Origin of the sequence: Vallitalea longa (genome assembly GCF_027923465.1) — a bacterium.
Lineage (GTDB): Bacteria > Bacillota > Clostridia > Lachnospirales > Vallitaleaceae > Vallitalea > Vallitalea longa.
In genome coordinates this window covers 11,397-29,993 of the sequence record NZ_BRLB01000011.1, presented here as the reverse complement: position 1 = coordinate 29,993, position 18,597 = coordinate 11,397, and the positions used below count along the sequence as shown (strand labels likewise).

The 18,597-nt window shown below is 28.6% G+C and carries 22 protein-coding genes; 21 read left to right on the top strand and 1 reads right to left on the bottom strand.

The features are described 5' to 3' along the window. Nucleotides 1–122: 122 nt before the first annotated feature. From QMG30_RS15940 to QMG30_RS15855, 18 genes are all read left to right on the top strand, one after another. Nucleotides 123–311, top strand: a complete 189-nt coding sequence (locus QMG30_RS15940) for a hypothetical protein (protein ID WP_281817083.1) — start codon at nt 123–125, stop codon at nt 309–311. A gap of 148 nt (nt 312–459) precedes the next feature. Next, nucleotides 460–1,104, top strand: coding sequence for a fructose-6-phosphate aldolase (gene fsa, locus QMG30_RS15935; protein ID WP_281817081.1), 645 nt, complete (start codon nt 460–462; stop codon nt 1,102–1,104). Nucleotides 1,105–1,286: 182 nt separating this feature from the next. Then, nucleotides 1,287–1,943 (top strand): hypothetical protein, encoded by a 657-nt coding sequence (locus QMG30_RS15930; protein WP_281817079.1) that lies wholly within the window; start codon nt 1,287–1,289, stop codon nt 1,941–1,943. Nucleotides 1,944–2,112: 169 nt separating this feature from the next. Next, on the top strand, nt 2,113–2,808 hold the full coding sequence (locus tag QMG30_RS15925; protein ID WP_281817076.1) for a hypothetical protein: 696 nt from the start codon (nt 2,113–2,115) through the stop codon (nt 2,806–2,808). Nucleotides 2,809–2,885: 77 nt separating this feature from the next. Next, complete coding sequence (locus QMG30_RS15920; RefSeq protein WP_281817073.1) at nt 2,886–3,569, top strand: hypothetical protein; 684 nt, start codon at nt 2,886–2,888, stop codon at nt 3,567–3,569. A 39-nt stretch (nt 3,570–3,608) separates the two neighbouring features. Further along, nucleotides 3,609–4,211 carry an NUDIX hydrolase N-terminal domain-containing protein gene (locus QMG30_RS15915; RefSeq protein ID WP_281817072.1) on the top strand — a complete coding sequence of 201 codons (603 nt, stop codon included), beginning with the start codon at nt 3,609–3,611 and terminating at the stop codon, nt 4,209–4,211. A 34-nt stretch (nt 4,212–4,245) separates the two neighbouring features. Further along, a complete protein-coding gene (locus QMG30_RS15910; RefSeq protein ID WP_281817071.1) occupies nt 4,246–4,737 on the top strand; it encodes an NUDIX hydrolase in 492 nt (163 codons plus the stop codon). A 264-nt stretch (nt 4,738–5,001) separates the two neighbouring features. Then, on the top strand, nt 5,002–5,571 hold the full coding sequence (locus tag QMG30_RS15905; protein ID WP_281817070.1) for a hypothetical protein: 570 nt from the start codon (nt 5,002–5,004) through the stop codon (nt 5,569–5,571). A gap of 75 nt (nt 5,572–5,646) precedes the next feature. Then, complete coding sequence (locus tag QMG30_RS15900) at nt 5,647–6,255, top strand: DUF6199 family natural product biosynthesis protein (RefSeq protein ID WP_281817069.1); 609 nt, start codon at nt 5,647–5,649, stop codon at nt 6,253–6,255. 92 nt (nt 6,256–6,347) lie between these two features. After that, entirely contained in the window at nt 6,348–6,908 is a 561-nt protein-coding gene (locus QMG30_RS15895; RefSeq protein WP_281817067.1) for a GNAT family N-acetyltransferase, read from the top strand. Between the two features lie 43 nt (nt 6,909–6,951). After that, nucleotides 6,952–7,800 carry an MBL fold metallo-hydrolase gene (locus tag QMG30_RS15890; RefSeq protein ID WP_281817065.1) on the top strand — a complete coding sequence of 283 codons (849 nt, stop codon included), beginning with the start codon at nt 6,952–6,954 and terminating at the stop codon, nt 7,798–7,800. A gap of 24 nt (nt 7,801–7,824) precedes the next feature. Further along, complete coding sequence (locus QMG30_RS15885; RefSeq protein ID WP_281817063.1) at nt 7,825–8,430, top strand: hypothetical protein; 606 nt, start codon at nt 7,825–7,827, stop codon at nt 8,428–8,430. 41 nt (nt 8,431–8,471) lie between these two features. Beyond that, nucleotides 8,472–9,035 (top strand): GNAT family N-acetyltransferase, encoded by a 564-nt coding sequence (locus QMG30_RS15880; RefSeq protein WP_281817061.1) that lies wholly within the window; start codon nt 8,472–8,474, stop codon nt 9,033–9,035. 306 nt (nt 9,036–9,341) lie between these two features. Continuing rightward, complete coding sequence (locus QMG30_RS15875) at nt 9,342–10,040, top strand: flavodoxin family protein (RefSeq protein ID WP_281817060.1); 699 nt, start codon at nt 9,342–9,344, stop codon at nt 10,038–10,040. A 22-nt stretch (nt 10,041–10,062) separates the two neighbouring features. Beyond that, complete coding sequence (locus tag QMG30_RS15870; RefSeq protein WP_281817057.1) at nt 10,063–10,596, top strand: GNAT family N-acetyltransferase; 534 nt, start codon at nt 10,063–10,065, stop codon at nt 10,594–10,596. A 71-nt stretch (nt 10,597–10,667) separates the two neighbouring features. Then, nucleotides 10,668–11,381 (top strand): DUF6199 family natural product biosynthesis protein, encoded by a 714-nt coding sequence (locus QMG30_RS15865; protein ID WP_281817056.1) that lies wholly within the window; start codon nt 10,668–10,670, stop codon nt 11,379–11,381. A gap of 44 nt (nt 11,382–11,425) precedes the next feature. After that, complete coding sequence (locus QMG30_RS15860) at nt 11,426–11,779, top strand: DUF2500 domain-containing protein (protein WP_281817054.1); 354 nt, start codon at nt 11,426–11,428, stop codon at nt 11,777–11,779. Between the two features lie 87 nt (nt 11,780–11,866). Then, nucleotides 11,867–13,030 (top strand): M1 aminopeptidase family protein, encoded by a 1,164-nt coding sequence (locus QMG30_RS15855; protein ID WP_281817052.1) that lies wholly within the window; start codon nt 11,867–11,869, stop codon nt 13,028–13,030. A gap of 115 nt (nt 13,031–13,145) precedes the next feature. Here QMG30_RS15855 and QMG30_RS15850 read toward each other — a convergent pair whose 3' ends face one another. Further along, nucleotides 13,146–14,483 (bottom strand): alpha-amylase family glycosyl hydrolase, encoded by a 1,338-nt coding sequence (locus QMG30_RS15850; protein ID WP_281817051.1) that lies wholly within the window; start codon nt 14,481–14,483, stop codon nt 13,146–13,148. Between the two features lie 264 nt (nt 14,484–14,747). Here QMG30_RS15850 and QMG30_RS15845 point away from each other — a divergent pair, with 264 nt between their 5' ends. The 3 genes from QMG30_RS15845 to QMG30_RS15835 all read left to right on the top strand — a co-directional run bounded on the left by QMG30_RS15845 (nt 14,748) and on the right by QMG30_RS15835 (nt 18,432). Continuing rightward, a complete protein-coding gene (locus QMG30_RS15845) occupies nt 14,748–15,527 on the top strand; it encodes an IclR family transcriptional regulator (protein ID WP_281817050.1) in 780 nt (259 codons plus the stop codon). 404 nt (nt 15,528–15,931) lie between these two features. Further along, on the top strand, nt 15,932–16,690 hold the full coding sequence (gene kduD, locus QMG30_RS15840; protein WP_281817047.1) for a 2-dehydro-3-deoxy-D-gluconate 5-dehydrogenase KduD: 759 nt from the start codon (nt 15,932–15,934) through the stop codon (nt 16,688–16,690). A gap of 260 nt (nt 16,691–16,950) precedes the next feature. Beyond that, complete coding sequence (locus QMG30_RS15835; RefSeq protein ID WP_281817044.1) at nt 16,951–18,432, top strand: NADP-dependent glyceraldehyde-3-phosphate dehydrogenase; 1,482 nt, start codon at nt 16,951–16,953, stop codon at nt 18,430–18,432. Nucleotides 18,433–18,597 lie beyond the last annotated feature (165 nt).

Genomic DNA, 18,597 nt, shown 5'->3' with positions numbered 1-18,597 from the left:
ATTGTTTTCCTGGGAAATAATCAAAGCTTATTTGAGTTCATATGTAATATTGAAGATGTAATTAGTATATTACATTCAAAAAAGGTTAAAATAAGTATGATTAAATTTTAAGGAGGTATAATATGGAGTTATCACCAAAAGATTGTTTGAAAAAAGCGATACTTGATACACAAGAAAAAGTTAGAGATTATGAATCCCACTCAAAAAATATAGAGGATGAAGAAATAAGTAATTGTTTTGCAAAATTTGCTGAAGAAGAGGGACATCAAGCAGTTAAGTTACAGGAATTACTTGATAGATATGATGGTTAGTCTATAACTACACTCTCTTGATTTATTTATATTATTTTAATGGCGTAAAGTTATAAAATTAGAAAAAATATATTTTATAAAAAGCTTTATAATTGAATGCTATTCTGATAATATTAATATGTAGTTTAAAAGAAGGGAGATAGGAAAAATGAAAATATTTATTGATACAGCTAATGTAAATGATATTAAAGAAGCTGAAGAAATGGGTGTAATATGTGGAGTTACTACTAATCCTTCTCTAATAGCAAAAGAAGGGCGAGATTTCAAAGAAGTTGTTACTGAGATAACTAATATTGTGGATGGTCCTATTAGTGCTGAAGTTATAAGCCTTGAATCAAAAGGGATGATAGAAGAAGCAAGAGAGCTTGTTACCATACACAAAAATATTGTTATCAAGATTCCTATGACTATAGAAGGGTTGAAAGCAGTTAAAATTTTAACAGCTGAAGGAATTAAGACTAATGTTACATTGATATTCTCAGCAACACAGGCATTGCTTGCTGCAAGGGCAGGTGCTACTTATGTTAGTCCATTTATAGGAAGATTAGATGATATAGACACAGTTGGAATGGATTTGGTAGAAGAAATTGCAGAGATATTCTCTATCCATAATATTAATACAGAAATAATTGCTGCTAGTATTAGAAGTCCATTACATGCATCACAAGCTGCTTTGGCAGGTGCAGATATTGCGACAATACCTTATAAGGTATTGATACAAATGACAAAACATCCTCTTACAGATATAGGAATTGAAAGATTTTTAAATGATTGGAAGAATGTTCCTAAATAGAGGTTATGAAAATTATGGCTACAATAAATGTCTGATGATACTAAATATAAGATTAATCACTTAAATAATGTATTATCAGACATTTTTAATAAATTGATATAAAGGTTGGAACGTTATAACTAATGTGTATTACGATTAGAATTAATATGATTAAGTTATTGGGGAGTGGAGGACCAGATTTAGTGAAGAAATATATATATATAAGTATAGGATTACTAGTGCTAGTAATAGTATTATCAATAATACTATTAAGTAATAATATAGAAGATGAAGATGAGGATACGGGAGATGAAAATCTAAAACCAGTTATTTATTTATATCCAGAAAAAGAATCAGATATAATAGTAAAGATTAATTACAAAGGTAATTTAACATGTACATACCCTAAATATAATGATTCTTGGAAAGTTCATGCTGAACCAAATGGAAAATTAATAAATTATGAAGATGGAAAAGAATATTCATATCTTTATTGGGAAGGTATGTGCGACTTAGATTGTAGATTAAATAAAGGTTTTGTTGTAGAAGGATATAAGACAGCAGAATTTTTACAAGAGAAATTATCTTATATGGGATTGAAGCCAAAAGAATATAATGAGTTTATTGTGTTTTGGTTGCCTAAAATGGAACAGAATAAATATAATTTAATATATTTCGCAAAAGAAGAGTATGGGGAAATAGCAAGTTTAACAATAAATCCCAAACCAGATTCCATACAAAGGATTCATATGGTTTTTAAAGCACTAAATGAATATAAGTGTATTGACCAACAGATATTAGAACCATTTGAAAGACATGGATTTACTGTAATAGAGTGGGGTGGAACAGAAATAGATTAAGTCAAGGAGTGAGCAAGAGAATGATGATAGTCAATTAACAATTGATGATATATTTTTATCTGTAGAATAATAATAATAAATATAATAATTTTTAATTAATTAAACAATTATATTATATTGAAGTATTGCATGTATGTTTTCTTAATATCATAGAGAAGGAGTGTATCCTGTGAAAAATAAAATATTATCTATGAAGAAAAAAAGATTAGATACGGATATTAGTATCATTCTTAGTATTACAGGAGTAGTTTTTTTATTATATATTTTTTTCCAAGGTAATATAACAGCTTACTTGAAAAATACTGATTACAATTTGTTAATTAGAACTATAATGGCTAGTGCATTGCAATTTGGTATTGCTGGATTGGGTATATGTATTGTTATTATTTTTAGAAAAGAAAATTTTCATGGTTATGGTATTAAAATAAATAATATGTTTAGAGCTATATTGTTATCAATAATTCCTATTCTACCATATATATTATTAAAGACAATCAATGGAGAAATGTCAGGATATCTACCTTTTAAATATGTTCTGCATACTAGAGAATGGATAGAATTAGGATTACCTGGAAATGTTGTTGGATTCTGTATAATAGGTATAGTGTGGGGATTCTTTGAACCATTCAATTATGTTGTTATATGTAAAAAAATTAATGAAAGATGGTCTTATCCTAATTTATTTCTTAGTCTAGGACCACTTCTGTGTGGGATTTTTAGTTTACTTATACATGGATTGTTTACGATAAATCTAGAGAATTTATTTATATTTTTTATTATTTATGGAATGTTAGTTGTTTCGGAAAAAACTAAAAATGCATGGGGATGTATATTGATATTTATTTTCTTATGGAATGCTATATAGATGAGAATAACTAGTAGATTATGATATGGAAGTAAATTAGTAATTATAGAAATTATAAGGGATAGTTAGGTGATAAAATGAGAAGAAGAATGATTGTATGTTCAATTCTAGTAAGTTTGTTTTTGATTAACGTATTTGTATTTTGCCATAAAGATAATGATGGGACTTATGTAGGTACTACTTTTGCAGATCCACATCAAATTTCACAATTTGTTCTTTATGGTAGTGATAATAATAAATTTACAATTTATGAACCTGTCACGAGTGTTGAGGAAAGTAAGGTGGGAAGTGATTTATTGAATAAAGCTAACTTCCGACCACTAAAAGGAAAAGATATTTTCGATTATGATAAGAATTTATTATTTGTAGGTGAAGTTGAGGATGAGTCAGGGGATATATTACAACATATTCAACAGCAATATATTGTCAATGATGGATGGGATTTTATTATATTCTCAGCTTACGAAATTAAAGGTTTTAATATGGATTTATATGATAAAAATAAAGATATATTTGGTAACAAGGTTAATATATATAAGATAAATGGTGAGAAGGTAGTTCAAGTGGAATTATCAAATAAAGGATTAAATTATTACTATTATATTTATGATAAGGAAGATAAAGATAATAATCTATATATGGGGGTTACACGTGCTAATGAAATATTTACTTATCAAAATGGTATCTTATATTATGTTGCTTATACTATAGATGTAGAAAATGATACTATTCTAGATATTCTCGATAATTTTATCAAATAGAATAGTATAACTGTATTATCTGACAAGAAGGAGATACAAATGGATAGTAATTTAATAAGAGTATTAGATGAAATAAGAGCTATTGCACAGACAGGTCTTAATTATTCAAAAGATGATTACGAATTGGAACGTTATAATAAATTGATGGACATAGTTACTAGAGAATATACTAAGGTATATGATTACAATGAAGAATATCTAAGAAAATTATTTGATAGAGAATTAGGCAGTATAACACCAAAAGTAGGAGTAAACGGGATTGTTTTAGATGAAGACCATAATGTTTTGCTGGAGTTAAGAGCTATTGACAAAAAATGGGGAGTAATAGGTGGATGGTCCGAGGTTGGTGAGAGTCCACAAGAGTCTTTAATAAGAGAATTTAAAGAAGAAACAGGATTAAATATTATTGTTAAAGATTTGATACATATATTTACACAAAGACCAGGAGATTATGGTTATCCAGTTTCATCATATCATATACTTTATTATTGCGAAGTTGTTGATGGAGTATTAAAAAAATCCCATGAAAGTCTTGAACTAGGATATTATGATTATGAAATCATCAAAAATTGGCATAGAGATCATAGAGAAATGATAAAAACCGCTATGAATTACCTAAAAAAACATAATGTAATAGAATAATAAATAATATGTGTATAGTTTGGAGGAAGATTATATGGAAAGATGCGATATATATGACAAGCATTGCAATCGAACAGGGAAATCTATAGTAAGAGGAGAAAAACTGAAAGAAGGAGAATACCGATTATTTGCTCATATGTGGTTAATAAATAGTGAAGGAGAAATATTGATCCAGAAAAGATCTGAACAGGTAAATTTTGCACCAGGATTATGGGCAGTGACAGGAGGTGGCGCAATACAAGGTGAAGATAGTATTGATGCTGCTTATCGAGAAGCAAAAGAAGAACTGGGAATAGATATTGATATTATAAACAAACCTATGAGATATATTAAAGAAAATACCATTATTGATATTTATATTGTACAGTATGATAAAAATATAGATAATAAAAAATTACAAAAAGAAGAAGTAAGCGATGTTAAATGGGTTACAGTTGATGAATTAAAACAAATGATACAAGAAGGTGAATTCTTCAAATCCAGTGATGGATACTATGAACTATTATCTAAGCATATTAGTATTTAGTTATCTTATTATAGTGATATATGATAATACTAGTATTAATCATGTATACAATATCCATATATTTTGTGAGTGAAAGAATGAATGACCATGATGAATATTCAAAACATATCATTTAATATCTTTTTAGGTACCATTTTTGAAAAAATCATACTTGTAATAAAATTGTTGTTACAGTAAAATGATTAATAGTAAATGGTAATATCTTATAGATAAAATCTCAGTATACATGATATTATGATTTCATACGACTAATGGAGGATTCACATGAGATATGGTAAACTTAAACGTAAGTATAAAAAAATGAGTACTATGAAAGTTGGAAAGAACGAAGAAATAATTGAGGGTGTAGATTATAATTCTGAACATACTTTCAAGATTAATAAGAAATATTATAAGAAATTATTCACTGATATCATCTTGTTGATGATAATGCTTATGGCTTTTATGTTTGTAGGCTTAATAGGATTGATTAGTAGTAAAGATAGAAATGTTATTGTTATTTGCATTGTTATGAGTACATTTTCATTAGCAATAATTATTATGCTATGCATAGGTACATATAAGCAATATACTAAAATATACCCAAACATAATTCTTCAATATAGAAAAGGAGAAATCTATTATTGTGATGGCAAAAAAGCATATGAATTCAATGTAAAAAAAATTAGATATTTAAGATTTCATACACCATATAGTAAATCAAATCGATGGGTTATAAAATTATCGGTTCAATATATTGATAATGATATCAGTATAGATCTTCTTAAAATGGAAGAACCTGAATTGTTATATAGATTACTTACTAATTTCAATAAGGAAATAAAGATAAATTAGTATTAATATAATTTATATATAATAAGCAGAGTTAAATTAAAGGATGTAGTAATCAATAAAGGAGAGATGGCAATATTGAAGAAAGTTATAATAATATTAGGAATTATGTTATTGTTAACATCATGTTCTCATAATGTCCCAGATACAATAGACTTTCATGGACACAGGTTTTACTTAGAATCTGTAGAAAATGAGGAAAAAGTATATAATATGAGAGATGGAGCTATAAGTTACGGTGAAACTTACAACATTATTATAAATGAAACTGAAAGTGGTTTGAATATAAGATTTGGTCATAAAAATTACCTAATTGAAGGAGAGCAAGACAATTATACAGTTACATACCCAAATAGAGTAAAAATAAAACACACCAATAATGAAGATGGAGAAGTGGTATGTGGGGATCTGGGTAAAGTATCCGAATATCCTGAAATAGGTGAATTTAAAGCTTTTCTAAAAAAAGGTAGTGTAGATATTAACGGATCACAATTATTTTTTGGATTTATATTAATAATTATAGGTATTATTTCAATTGTTAATCCTGAAGTTACTTTCTTTCTAAATAGGGGATGGATGTATAAAAATACAGAACCAAGTGAATTATATCTAACATTAACCAAGTTTGGGGGTGTAATTATATGTATTATCGGTGTTGTATTACAAATATCGTCTTGTTCGTCTTAAACAATATGTAAAAGTTTAGTTGATTAAATTGCCCATATAGAAGATTAAAATGGTACAGAATAACAATATTTTTGATGGGAGAAAAGATAAAAATGATAGATTTTACAACTATTACTAGACAAATGGATAATGTTATAATTCGTTCGGGAAGAGAAGAGGATTACAATACAATTAAGAATTCCTTGAAAGGTCAGAATAAACAGCAGAATAAATTTGATGAAGAAGAGATAAATTTTAAAAACAATTATTCTAAAGAGTTTTTTATCAATAAAGTTAGATCAATAAAACAGAATGCTAGAGATGATAAATATTATTTGTTTAGAGTATTTAAAAAAGATGATGGTAGTTATATTGGTGGAGTAATCATAAAAACAATTTTACGTAAGAATTTTCAATGGGCAGAAATTGGTTATTGGTTATTAAATCAATACTGGGGTAATGGTTATGGAGCAGAAATGGTTGAAGCAGCAATTGATATTGCGTTCAACGAGCTTGGTTATCACAGGTTGGAAGCATATATCAATTTAGATAACATAGCATCCCAAAAGACAGCTGAGCTAGCAGGTATGCAGTATGAATGTACAAGAAAAGGTTTTATTTATGAAAATGAGGTATGGACTGATAATATGGTATATGTCATAAATATTAATTAAGAGGTTGGTTGATAAAAAAATATAATTGAAGGGAAGAGATTACATGCTTAATAAATTAACAGATAGAGTTTATTATATGCCACATAGTGAGGAAACTGATAGGCCTTCTCTAGGACTCATATGCGGAAGTAAATATAGTTTAGTAGTTGACTCTGGTAATTCTCCTAGACACGCAAAAGAATTTTTATCAGAAATAGAATCAATGGATATCCCACCATTAAAATATTTAGTAATTACACATAATCATTGGGATCATGTTTTTGGAATAAGAGAAATGGGTTTAGTGACCATTGCTAACTGTAATACAAAAGATACATTAGAGGAAAGTAAAAAGTTGAAATGGGATGATGAAGCTTTAGAGGAATATATTAATGATGAAAAATTTTCTGAGTTTACCGTAAATTGTATCAAGAAGGAAATTACAGATAGAGATAATTTCCAAATAGGTGATTTAGATATTACATATAAAGACTGTATTGAGATAGATTTAGGAGATGTCACTTGTATTATTGAAGCAGTTGGTGGCGATCATACTGATGATGCATCTATAGTTTATGTCCCAGAAGAAAGAGTAATATTTTTGGGTGATTGTATATATGGTGGAATGTACCAAGGTGAGTATGGCTATACAAAAGAAAAATTATTTCCGATGATTGATAAAATACAGAAATATGAGGCGGATTATTTTATTATTTCTCATGAAGAGATATCTAACAGAGATAAGATAAATGAGCTATGGACTCAACTAAAGATAACTGGACAGATAGCTGAAGATGATTCGTGTATTGAACAAGTGACTAAAAGATTTTCTGATACATTAAACAGAAAGCCATCTGAAGATGAAGAATTTTATCTTAATTGTTTTGTAAATGTAAATAAGATTACTCATTAATTGGAAATAGATATGGGGGAGAGTATGAGAAAAATATTGATTGCTTTTGTTATACTGATGACGATATTAATTGGTTGTGATAATAGTATTAAACCAATAGAAACTATCAAAACTGATTTTGATATATCAGAAGCAGAAAAACTAATGAAGAGAGCTTGGAAACCAGTGAATGAAATGACTAATTCAAATTATGAAACTAAACCAGATATACTTATATCTTCAAAAGAAGAACTATACAAGATATATGATTTTACTTATATGTCTGACATGATGAAATACGATATTCTAGAAACTATTGTTGAAACAGATGAAAATCATGAAATAGCTAAAGACAATAATGGCTACATTGATTTTAAGGCTGATAGTTTTATACCATATATTCCTACTATATTTGACGAAGGGATATATGTGAAAAAAGCATATTTAAGAGAGGAAAAATATAAAGAAGAGTATTCGTATTTTGATATAGTAGAATTAGTTGTTGAAGAAGATAGTAACGATGAAGTTAATTCTTATGTTTCAGATTTTTCTAGAAGAAATATTTTTAGGAAAAATGAAGATGGAGAATGGTATCTATATGTGACTGATGGTACTTTTAGTATTAGTTGGGATAGAGATAGATCAATGTAGTTAGGGCTAAAGTAATTTTGAAGCGGATAGGAGGTAGTATGATGGAAGATGTTTATAAAATATGTCCAGTATATAAAAACGAATATATTACTTTTAGACAAACAATTATGGAAGATTCAAAAGACTTATTGAGATGTTATTCGGATGAAAAGGCAGTTCCATTATTTAATTCTGATAATTGCCATGGAGATGATTTTTATTATAATACATTGGAAAAGATGAAAAAGGCAATAGGATTTTGGAAATTTTCCTATGAAAATCGATATTTTGTAAGATGGACTATAATTTTAAACAGTACTAATGAAATTATTGGTACTATAGAAATGTTTCATAGAACAGCAGAAGATGAATTTAATCATTATGGTGTCCTACGTATTGATTTAGACAGCAAACATGAAAATCAGAAAATTATTGATGCCATATTAGAAATTGTAAATGATAATTTTTATAATTTATTTGATGTTAATGTTATATTGACAAAAGCAATTCCACAAGCAAAAGATAGGATTTTGTCATTAACCAAAAAAGGATATGTTCCATTGGGTAAAAAATTTATTGTTTATGATGACTATTTTTTACGAGTGGTAAACTACTTGCAAAAATGACCAGAAAAGTTATGGAATAATAATATTGAGGTATTTTATACCAAAAGAAATAAATAATTAACAGTTTATACTGAATTTTATCAAATATGAGATATGTTATTATTGGTTTACTATATTGATGATATTCATTTTTATTTAATCAAATGGTATAATAATAAAATAAGAATATCATTAATATCAACAGACGACATATTATAATAATTAAAACCATTATAATCTAGTTTTCTGATTTCAGTGTATAGTGCGGTACCATATGAAAGGAATTTGATTAGTAGATATACATATTAGTGATGGGAGATTATCAATGTGAATATAACAGTAGTTTATGGAACTGAAAGAAAAGGATGTACTTACAATATTGCGCAACAGGTAATAAACCAGATTAATAATGCTAAGGTAACTGAGATTTTTCTACCAAGAGATTTACCGGAATTTTGTATATCATGTTTAAGATGTTTTAGTGAAAAGAAAGGTAATTGTACTCACAGTGATTATACAATATCAATACGTAAAAAATTACTTGCCGCAGATTTAATTATTCTGACTTCACCTGTATATTCATACCATGTTACAGGTCAAATGAAAGTATTTCTAGACCATTTTGCTAATATGTGGATGGTACATCGTCCCGAAAGAGATATGTTTCGTAAACAGGGGTTGGTAATAGCTACTGCTAGTGGACCTGTTTATAGAAAAAGTCTAAAAGAAATGAAAGATAGTTTAGATTTCTGGGGAGTAGCAAAAACATATAAAATGGGATGTGCTGTTTTTGAGTGCAATTGGAAAAATGTATCTCCTAGAATTAAAGAGAAAGTAAGTAAGAAAACCAAGAAAATAGCAGATAAAGTAATTAGGAACAATGGTAAAGTAAAACCTTGTTTCAGAGTTAGAAAATGGTTCTTAATTAGTAGTATGCTTCAAAAGCATATAGGTTCAAATCCTGTTGATGTAGAATATTGGAGAGAACAGGGATGGCTTAACAAAAAACGTCCATGGAAGAATTGATTAAGAACAGGAGGAATAAGCATTGAAAACATTAGAAACGAAAAGATTGATTCTAAGAAACTGGAAATTATCTGATAGCAAAGATTTGTTTGAGTATGCACAAAGTGAGTTAGTAGGTCCAAATGCTGGTTGGAAACCTCATAAAAATGAAGATGAAAGTATTAAGATAATAGAAAAATTCATAAATGATGATGATGTATATGCAATTGAACTTAAATCAGAAAACAAAGTTATAGGAAGTATAGGAATACATAAACGTTATCCTGATGATAAATTAAAAGAACCGAATCAAAGGGAGATAGGATATGTTCTTAGTCCAAAATATTGGGGTAATGGATATGTTCCAGAAGCGGTAAAACAAGTAATCGACTATTGCTTAGTAGATATGAAATTAGATATTATATGGTGTGGACATTTTGATTTTAATGATAGATCAAAAAGAGTTATTGAAAAGTGTGGGTTTGAATATAAATTCAGAAAAGAAGAACTTTTAGAACGATTAGATAATAAAAAAGTGACTACTTTATTTTACAATAAAGTTAACGAGGATAGATAATCAAATAGTCTTAGAATATGATTGTGGAATAATGTTTTAATAACAAGCAACAATAGAAGGGATATTAAGTGATGAATGAGAAAAATGCTTATAAAAATAAACGAAAATGTCCTAACTGTGGTGAATGGATTGATATTAAAAGTCGTAACTGTAAATATTGTGGAGTATTTATTAGTAAAACGTCTACAGACTATGCATATCAGATAAGTAAAACTAAGAAAAATAAAACAATTATACTTGAAGAAAAGAAACAATGTGGACACTGTGGGGAACTCAATAATATTAATGCAGTAGTTTGTTATAATTGCAATGAAAGCTTAAAAGATGCAAAGATAATTAAAAGGGATAATGATATATTAAATAATTTCTTTAGAAAGATAAATAAAAAAAATAAAAGATATAAAAATTTAAGAATCACTTATTTTGCATTGATTTGTATACTTGTAACAATATTATTAGTACTTACGATGATACGCATTAATAGTTTCAATAATATTATACTAAGTGAGAATAATAATTTGGCATATAGCAGTAAACTAATAGATTCATCAAATTACGTTTTTAGATACATATTTGGATATATTCTATTGTTTATATGTATGCTCAACAATTTCCATCCAGAAATATTATTTTATTTCAATTGTAATTATGCAATGATGGTAAAAGATGCAGAGCCTTCAGATTATTATTATAGCATCACAAAAGTGGGTTCTTATATATTGAGTTTTGGTGTATTAGTATATTTTTTATGTGATTTTTATAATGTAATCTATTTAAGGGTATAGAGTTAATGATACTATAAATAATTTTTTATGAAAGGAAGATTTAGATGGGATTTGGTGGTTTTAGTTTTTTTAATACGATCTTTCCAATTTTCTTTATTATTGTATTTGTAATCATAATTATTACTGTTGTCAAGTCATTGAAGGAAGCTAGTTATAATAGGTCTCAGCCGAAATTGACTGTTAATGCTACAGTAGTAGCTAAAAGAACACATATGACAAGAAGAACAGGAGACAATAACAGAGGTTTCACCCATTATTATGCTACTTTTCAATTTGATAAAGGTGATCGCTTAGAAATGAAAGTAGATAGTTATAAGTATGGAATGTTAGTTGAAGGAGACAAAGGAAATCTTACATTTCAAGGAAATAAGTTCTATGATTTTGAAAGAAATTATTAAAAAAAGATTATACATTTAAGCAGTATAAATAATACAGCAATGAATTTTTTTAGACAAACCAGTTGATACGCAAAAAGGAGAAAAACTTTGGATTATAATATTGAAGTAAACTTTGATGTAATGAATAGAAAATATAGCTGTATATGTAATTTAAAATTGAATAATAAACAAGTCAGTAACGAAAAACTGGAATTTATAATTCATAAAAACATAAATATTGATGATATAAAGGCAAATGGTAATTACTTAGATTATGATATATCAGATTTCAATCAATTCCAATTTATACCAGAAGGTAAAAAATTAACAATCTATAATAGTGGAATTAATGATTTAACCATAACTTATAAATGTTACTTTGAAGAGATAGAACTATCAAAGGTAAATTCTATAAAATCGAATGCTATAGAATTAAATCTATATTCACCATGGTATCCTTTACGGACTGATCTACCTTATGCTGATTTTAATATAAAAATTAATGGCTTGGAAGAGTTTGATGTAATACAAGGTGAAAAAATTAATAATCAATGGTTATTGAATTACAAGTCTCAGAATGATGCATATCTGATAGCATATAAAGATTATCATGTAAACAGCGTAAAAGATAATTACGTGGATATATCAATATATTCTAATAGTGAAGTAGGAAAAGAGATAGCCAGTATAATAGAATCTAAGATAAAAGATATATATCTATTCTATAAAAAAATATTCGGTAATAATAATGATATTTTTGACTTGACTATAGCTGTCATGAATAGAGTAGATGGTGGTGGGTATTTCAGAAATAACTTGATAGTACTACCCATCGAACAGAAAACAGATGAAGAATTGATGCACTTCCTAGCACATGAATTAGGGCATAAATGGTGGAATAGTGCAGAAACAACTACATGGGAAGATTGGTTAAATGAAAGCATCGCAGAATTAAGTTCATGGTTATATATGGAACATGAAATAACTGACTTTTCATATAAGAATATTATCAATAAATATAAAAAAGAAATAGATGAATGTCCACCAATAAAAGATTTGGAGAGATCCAATAAATATGTGTACTATTCTAGGTTCAAAGGTGCAAAAATATTAATGGAATTTCGAAATAAGTATGGTTATGATAAATTAATTGATATATTGAAGATGCTATTAACTATTAAAGACCATACTACGGATAAATGGCTAAACAAAATACGTGAATTTGAATCAGAAAAAATGTCAAACTGGTTATTAGGCGAACTAAATAAATAATAGGTAAATTTATTCATTCATGATATTTTTTCAGAACAACAAAGATGGAAATAACAGCTGATGCATAAGATTATTGTATGTATACGTCAGCTGTTATGTTATTTATAATTTTATATTATTTTACAAAAACGAAGTAGGAAAAAGGTGTCATGTCAATATTATATTCTGCTGATAAGGATATTTTCTCGTCATTAAAATAATCATTATATTCTCCAGCGTATTCACCGAATTCACAGGTAGCATTTATAGTTTTATTGGAAAGATTAATAGTTGTTATAACAGTATTGTCGTCTTTTTTTCTTATGAAAATCAATAATTGTTTGTTTGAAGTATTTATAAAAGTCAGTTTACCTTGGATATTATTATTCCAAAGTGCTGGATTTTCTTTTTTAAGTTGTATAAGATTCTTGTAGAAGTCTTGTTTTGACAAATCAGACCAATCAATTTCATCTTTATCAAAAAATTCTAATCGTTTATTGAGTGAGGCCTCTTGACCTGAATAGATAAGAGGAAGTCCTGGTGAAGTGAAGATAAGTACATTCATAGCATCTACACTACTACCTAAACGTTCTGTTGTGGTACCATTCCAAGAATTTTCATCATGATTAGTTAAAAAATTCATAGGTAATGTACCATCTGGATAAATTACTGGAACTCTTAGGAGTTCTCGTTTAATAGTTAATGCACGTCCATTTCCATCGGATGATTTATTTATAGCTCCTAATAATGGCCATCCATAATTAGCTGTAAAACCGTTGGATAGAAGACTCATATTGTCGCCATCTTCAGCTAGCATGAAAACGGGTTTAATGCAATTCAATTCCGTAATTGCTTTGTTCCAGAAATCTACAGGAACTTTTCCAGCCACATCGCAACGATAGCCATCAATATCAGCTTCCGTAATCCAATAACTAAGAGCATCAATCATTGCTTTCTGCATTTCCAGATTATTATAGTTTAAATCAGCAACATCTGTCCAATTGGTTCCAGCAGGTTGAATGATTTTACCATCCATTTGTGTATACCATTCAGGATGATCATAAACCCACTCATTATCCCATCCAGTGTGATTTGGTACCCAATCCAAAATAACTTTGAATCCCAATTCATGACATTCTTGTACTAGGTTTTTGAATTCTTCAAAAGTACCAAATTCTGGATTTACTGCTTTATAATCTTGTACGGAATAGTATGAACCTAAGGAGCCGTTACGTTTAACTTTAGAGATAGGGTATATGGGCATAAACCATAGAACTTTTACTCCCAATTCTTGTAGACGAGGCAAGTGGTTCTTAAAAGCTGATATCGTGCCTTCTTTGGTATATTGTCTTAAGTTGACTTCGTATATTACTGCATCATCAAACCAATTTTTATTAACTGAAGAATTTCCACAACTGGTTAATAAGATTACTATACAAAGAATAAATAATAATAGTGTTTGGTGTATCTTCATAATATGTTACCCCCTTATATATATAATATTATTATAAAAATAAAAATAGTAAAAAGCAAGTTTAACGTTAAACAAATTTGTATTACTATTAGTTATAATAATATCCACTAACATAATAAGTTAATTATTTGCCTTATAGAATCTTAGAATAATGTAAATGAATCTTTTGCATATCAAGTAATACTTACTCCTATTTACACGCATACCTATATTTGCTATAATACAAGGAAACATAACTATATCAGTTAATGTAGGAGGATATATATGCAAAAAGGTATATTACAAACTGTTGATAGAGCCTTAACTATACTAGAGATATTATCTCAGGAGGTAAATGGACTAACAGCAAAAGAAATAGAAGATAAAATAGAGCTTAACAAAAGTACTATTCATAGATTGCTCGTAACACTATTAAATAAAGGATTTGTTGAAAAAAATAATCAAACCAATAGATACATAATTGGATTGAAAATGGTTGAGCTTAGTAGCATAAGATTAAATAATATCGAACTAAAAACAGAGGCTCTTCCATACCTTAGAGAAATAGCATACAAGCTTAATCAACCAGTTCAATTAGCAACTTATTTAGATGGAGATGCTGTTTTTATAGAAAAAATAGAACCAATTCATTCTATAAGAGTGTATTCCCAAATAGGTAAAAGATTGCCTGTATATTGTTGTTCCGTAGGAAAAGCTTTACTATTACAATGGAGTGATGAAAAGATATTAAACTTGTTACAAGGTCTTGAGTTTACTGAATTCACACCTACTACATTAACAAATTCTGACAGTGTTTTAAAAGAAATACAACAAGCTAGAATTGATGGATATGCTATTGATAATCAAGAACATGAAGCAGGAATATATTGTATAGCATCTCCGATATATGACTATAGAGGTGAGATAATAGCAGCAGTAAGTACAGCTGGAACCAATAAAGAATTTATAGAAAATCATGAAGCTGATATAATTATTAAAGTAAAGCATACTGCTGAGAAAATATCTAAACGTATGGGGTATAGGTCAAAATCAAATATAAAATGACAGTTATATAGTTGAAAAAAAGAAGCGTATGCTCAATGTCATTAAGTTAAGATCAAACAAAGAGTTTTTGTGTGTATTAACACACTGAGCTCTTTTTTTTATGTAATATTAAAAAAACTCTTGACAAATTCCTAAAAAAATGCGGTGAAGCCCTTTGAATATAGCATTTTAAAGAAATTACTAAATGAATAATGTTTCATATAGTGAAACTTGGTAGTATTAAATGAAATATATATTGACAAATTTTATAAGCGATGATAATATATTATATATAATGAAATAGAAGTTCATATAGTGAAACTTATGTTATTGTTTGTTAGAATAATAGTTAAATATGAACTATATTAAAACTAATTAGTATTTATTAAAAATCAAATAAAATCTAAAATTTTGGAGGGAAAGAAATGGAAAATAAATTTTCATTAGAAGGAAAAGTGGCTATTGTAACAGGTTGTAGTACTGGTCTTGGTCAAGGAATGACATTAGGACTTGCAGAAGCTGGAGCAGATGTTGTAGGTGTCGATTATGTAGATGCACCAGAAACTAAAGAAAAAGTGGAAGCAATAGGAAGAAAATTTCTTTCTATAAAAGCTAATTTACTTACAACTGAACCTATACAGGGTATTATAGATAAGACTGTAGAAAAATTTGGTAGAGTAGATATCCTTATTAATAATGCCGGTATTATTCGTAGAGAAGATTCTATTAATTTTACAGAAAAAGATTGGGATGACGTTATGAATATTAACGTAAAAACAGTATTCTTTTTCAGCCAAGCAGTAGCAAAACAATTCATGAAACAAAAATCAGGTGGAAAAATTATTAATATCGCATCAATGCTTTCATTCCAAGGTGGTATTAGAGTTCCTTCATATACAGCTAGTAAGAGTGGAGTAATGGGTATCACTAGATTATTGGCTAATGAGTGGGCAAAAGAAAATATCAATGTTAACGCAATAGCACCAGGATACATGGATACAAATAACACAGCTGCATTAAGAGCAGATGCTAAGAGGAGTAAAGAAATACTTGATAGAATACCTGCAAGTAGATGGGGATTACCTTCAGACCTAGCTGGTCCAGTAGTATTTTTAGCTTCAGAAGCAGGAAGTTATGTTAATGGTTATACTATAGCTGTTGATGGTGGATGGTTAGCAAGATAAATAGTATAAAAAACATATATGATATAAACACAATATAAATAATATACATATTCTAAGACTTATTCATTAAAATTGGATAGGTCTTTTTTTGTATATTAAAAACAACATTATGTTTCCAAAAGAATACCATACATACGATTAAGAAATGAAGAAAGATACCTATTATGTACATTTTCAATAATTATATTTATATGCATATTACTTATAATAATAGAAAATAATATTACCAAGCAAATACTTATTATATAAGAGGTGGCAAAATGTTTGAAGACATAAGAGAGAGTAATATTTATAAGAATCTATATAATGGTAAGTGGATTAATTCTAATTCCAATAATCTTATTACCATTAACTCACCTATAGATAATAAAGAAGTCGGTAAGATACAAGCTATGACCAAAGAAGAAGTTGACAAAGTGTTGTCGGTAGCTCAGAGTTCTTTTAAAGTATGGGCAGACAAGCCGGTTAGTGAAAGAGCGGATATCATTCATAAATCCGCATCAATTTTAGAAGCAAATAGTGAAGAAATAGCTAAAATATTAGCTAGTGAAATAGCCAAAGATATTAAAAGCGCTAGATCTGAAGTCATAAGAACAGTGGATTTTATCAGATTTACTGCTGATGAAGGTAAAAGGATTCAAGGAGAAACTCTACAAGGTGATGGATTCCACGGATTTTCCAAAGATAAGTTGGCTTTTGTAACAAGAGAACCTGTTGGAGTAGTTCTTGCTATATCTCCGTTCAATTATCCAGTCAATCTATCAGCATCTAAGATAGCACCTGCATTAATGGCAGGTAATAGTGTAGTTTTTAAACCACCGACACAAGGTTCAATAAGTGCACTTCATCTTGCAAAAGTATTTCAAGAAGCTGGATTACCTAACGGTATCCTTAATACCATAACAGGGAAAGGTTCAGATATAGGGGATTATATAATAAAACATAAAGAAGTGGATTTAATTAATTTTACTGGTAGTAGTGAAGTAGGTAAACATATATCACAGGTAACAACTATGATACCCATGATATTAGAATTAGGAGGTAAAGATGCTGCAATAGTTTTGAAAGATGCTGATCTGGAACATGCAGCAATGAATATAGTTAAAGGAGCATTCAGCTACTCAGGACAAAGGTGTACTGCACTTAAAAGAGTACTGGTACTTGATAGTATTGCAGATAGCTTAGTTGACCTTATTGTTGATGATGTATCCAAATTAAAGATAGGAAATCCTTTTGAAGATGTGACTATAACGCCACTCATTGATAATAAGGCAGCTGATTTCGTACAAGGATTGATTGATGATGCTATAGATAAAGGTGCAACATTGAAGATAGGTAATAAAAGAGATGGAAATTTATTATACCCGACTGTTCTTGATAACGTTACAACCGACATGAGAATTGCATGGGAAGAACCATTCGGTCCTGTACTTCCTATTATAAGAGTAAAAAGTATAGATGAAGCGGTTGAGATAGCTAATGCATCTGTGTATGGTCTTCAATCTTCGATATTTACCAATGATATAGATGATGCATTTCATATAGCAAGATTATTGGAGGTAGGTACTGTTCAAATAAATAATAAAACAGAAAGAGGACCAGATCATTTTCCATTTTTAGGAGTTAAATCGTCTGGTATGGGTACACAAGGAATCAGGTATAGTATTGAAGCAATGAGTAGACCGAAGGCTATAGTAGTGAATCTTAGACAAAGAAGTGACAAAGTAGGACAGGAAAAATAATTTTTGGATGTAAGGATTGTTGTTTCCAGGTAGTGTCACACTAAGTGTGTAAAAATCCATCCTAGCTATGTACGGCTGGGGTGGTTATTTTTATATTTATTAATAATATTCCCATAATTTAGCTGTATTATGATAATACTATAATAGTATCATTTTTGGGGTGCA

Bases quoted from the DNA above. Each gene is read 5' to 3' on its own strand.
- QMG30_RS15940 (WP_281817083.1), top strand. From the start codon at position 123: ATGGAGTTATCACCAAAAGATTGTTTGAAAAAAGCGATACTTGATACA.
- fsa (WP_281817081.1), top strand. From the start codon at position 460: ATGAAAATATTTATTGATACAGCTAATGTAAATGATATTAAAGAAGCT.
- QMG30_RS15920 (WP_281817073.1), top strand. From the start codon at position 2,886: ATGAGAAGAAGAATGATTGTATGTTCAATTCTAGTAAGTTTGTTTTTG.
- QMG30_RS15915 (WP_281817072.1), top strand. From the start codon at position 3,609: ATGGATAGTAATTTAATAAGAGTATTAGATGAAATAAGAGCTATTGCA.
- QMG30_RS15910 (WP_281817071.1), top strand. From the start codon at position 4,246: ATGGAAAGATGCGATATATATGACAAGCATTGCAATCGAACAGGGAAA.
- QMG30_RS15905 (WP_281817070.1), top strand. From the start codon at position 5,002: ATGAGATATGGTAAACTTAAACGTAAGTATAAAAAAATGAGTACTATG.
- QMG30_RS15895 (WP_281817067.1), top strand. From the start codon at position 6,348: ATGATAGATTTTACAACTATTACTAGACAAATGGATAATGTTATAATT.
- QMG30_RS15890 (WP_281817065.1), top strand. From the start codon at position 6,952: ATGCTTAATAAATTAACAGATAGAGTTTATTATATGCCACATAGTGAG.
- QMG30_RS15885 (WP_281817063.1), top strand. From the start codon at position 7,825: ATGAGAAAAATATTGATTGCTTTTGTTATACTGATGACGATATTAATT.
- QMG30_RS15880 (WP_281817061.1), top strand. From the start codon at position 8,472: ATGGAAGATGTTTATAAAATATGTCCAGTATATAAAAACGAATATATT.
- QMG30_RS15865 (WP_281817056.1), top strand. From the start codon at position 10,668: ATGAATGAGAAAAATGCTTATAAAAATAAACGAAAATGTCCTAACTGT.
- QMG30_RS15860 (WP_281817054.1), top strand. From the start codon at position 11,426: ATGGGATTTGGTGGTTTTAGTTTTTTTAATACGATCTTTCCAATTTTC.
- QMG30_RS15850 (WP_281817051.1), bottom strand. From the start codon at position 14,483: ATGAAGATACACCAAACACTATTATTATTTATTCTTTGTATAGTAATC.
- QMG30_RS15845 (WP_281817050.1), top strand. From the start codon at position 14,748: ATGCAAAAAGGTATATTACAAACTGTTGATAGAGCCTTAACTATACTA.
- kduD (WP_281817047.1), top strand. From the start codon at position 15,932: ATGGAAAATAAATTTTCATTAGAAGGAAAAGTGGCTATTGTAACAGGT.
- QMG30_RS15835 (WP_281817044.1), top strand. From the start codon at position 16,951: ATGTTTGAAGACATAAGAGAGAGTAATATTTATAAGAATCTATATAAT.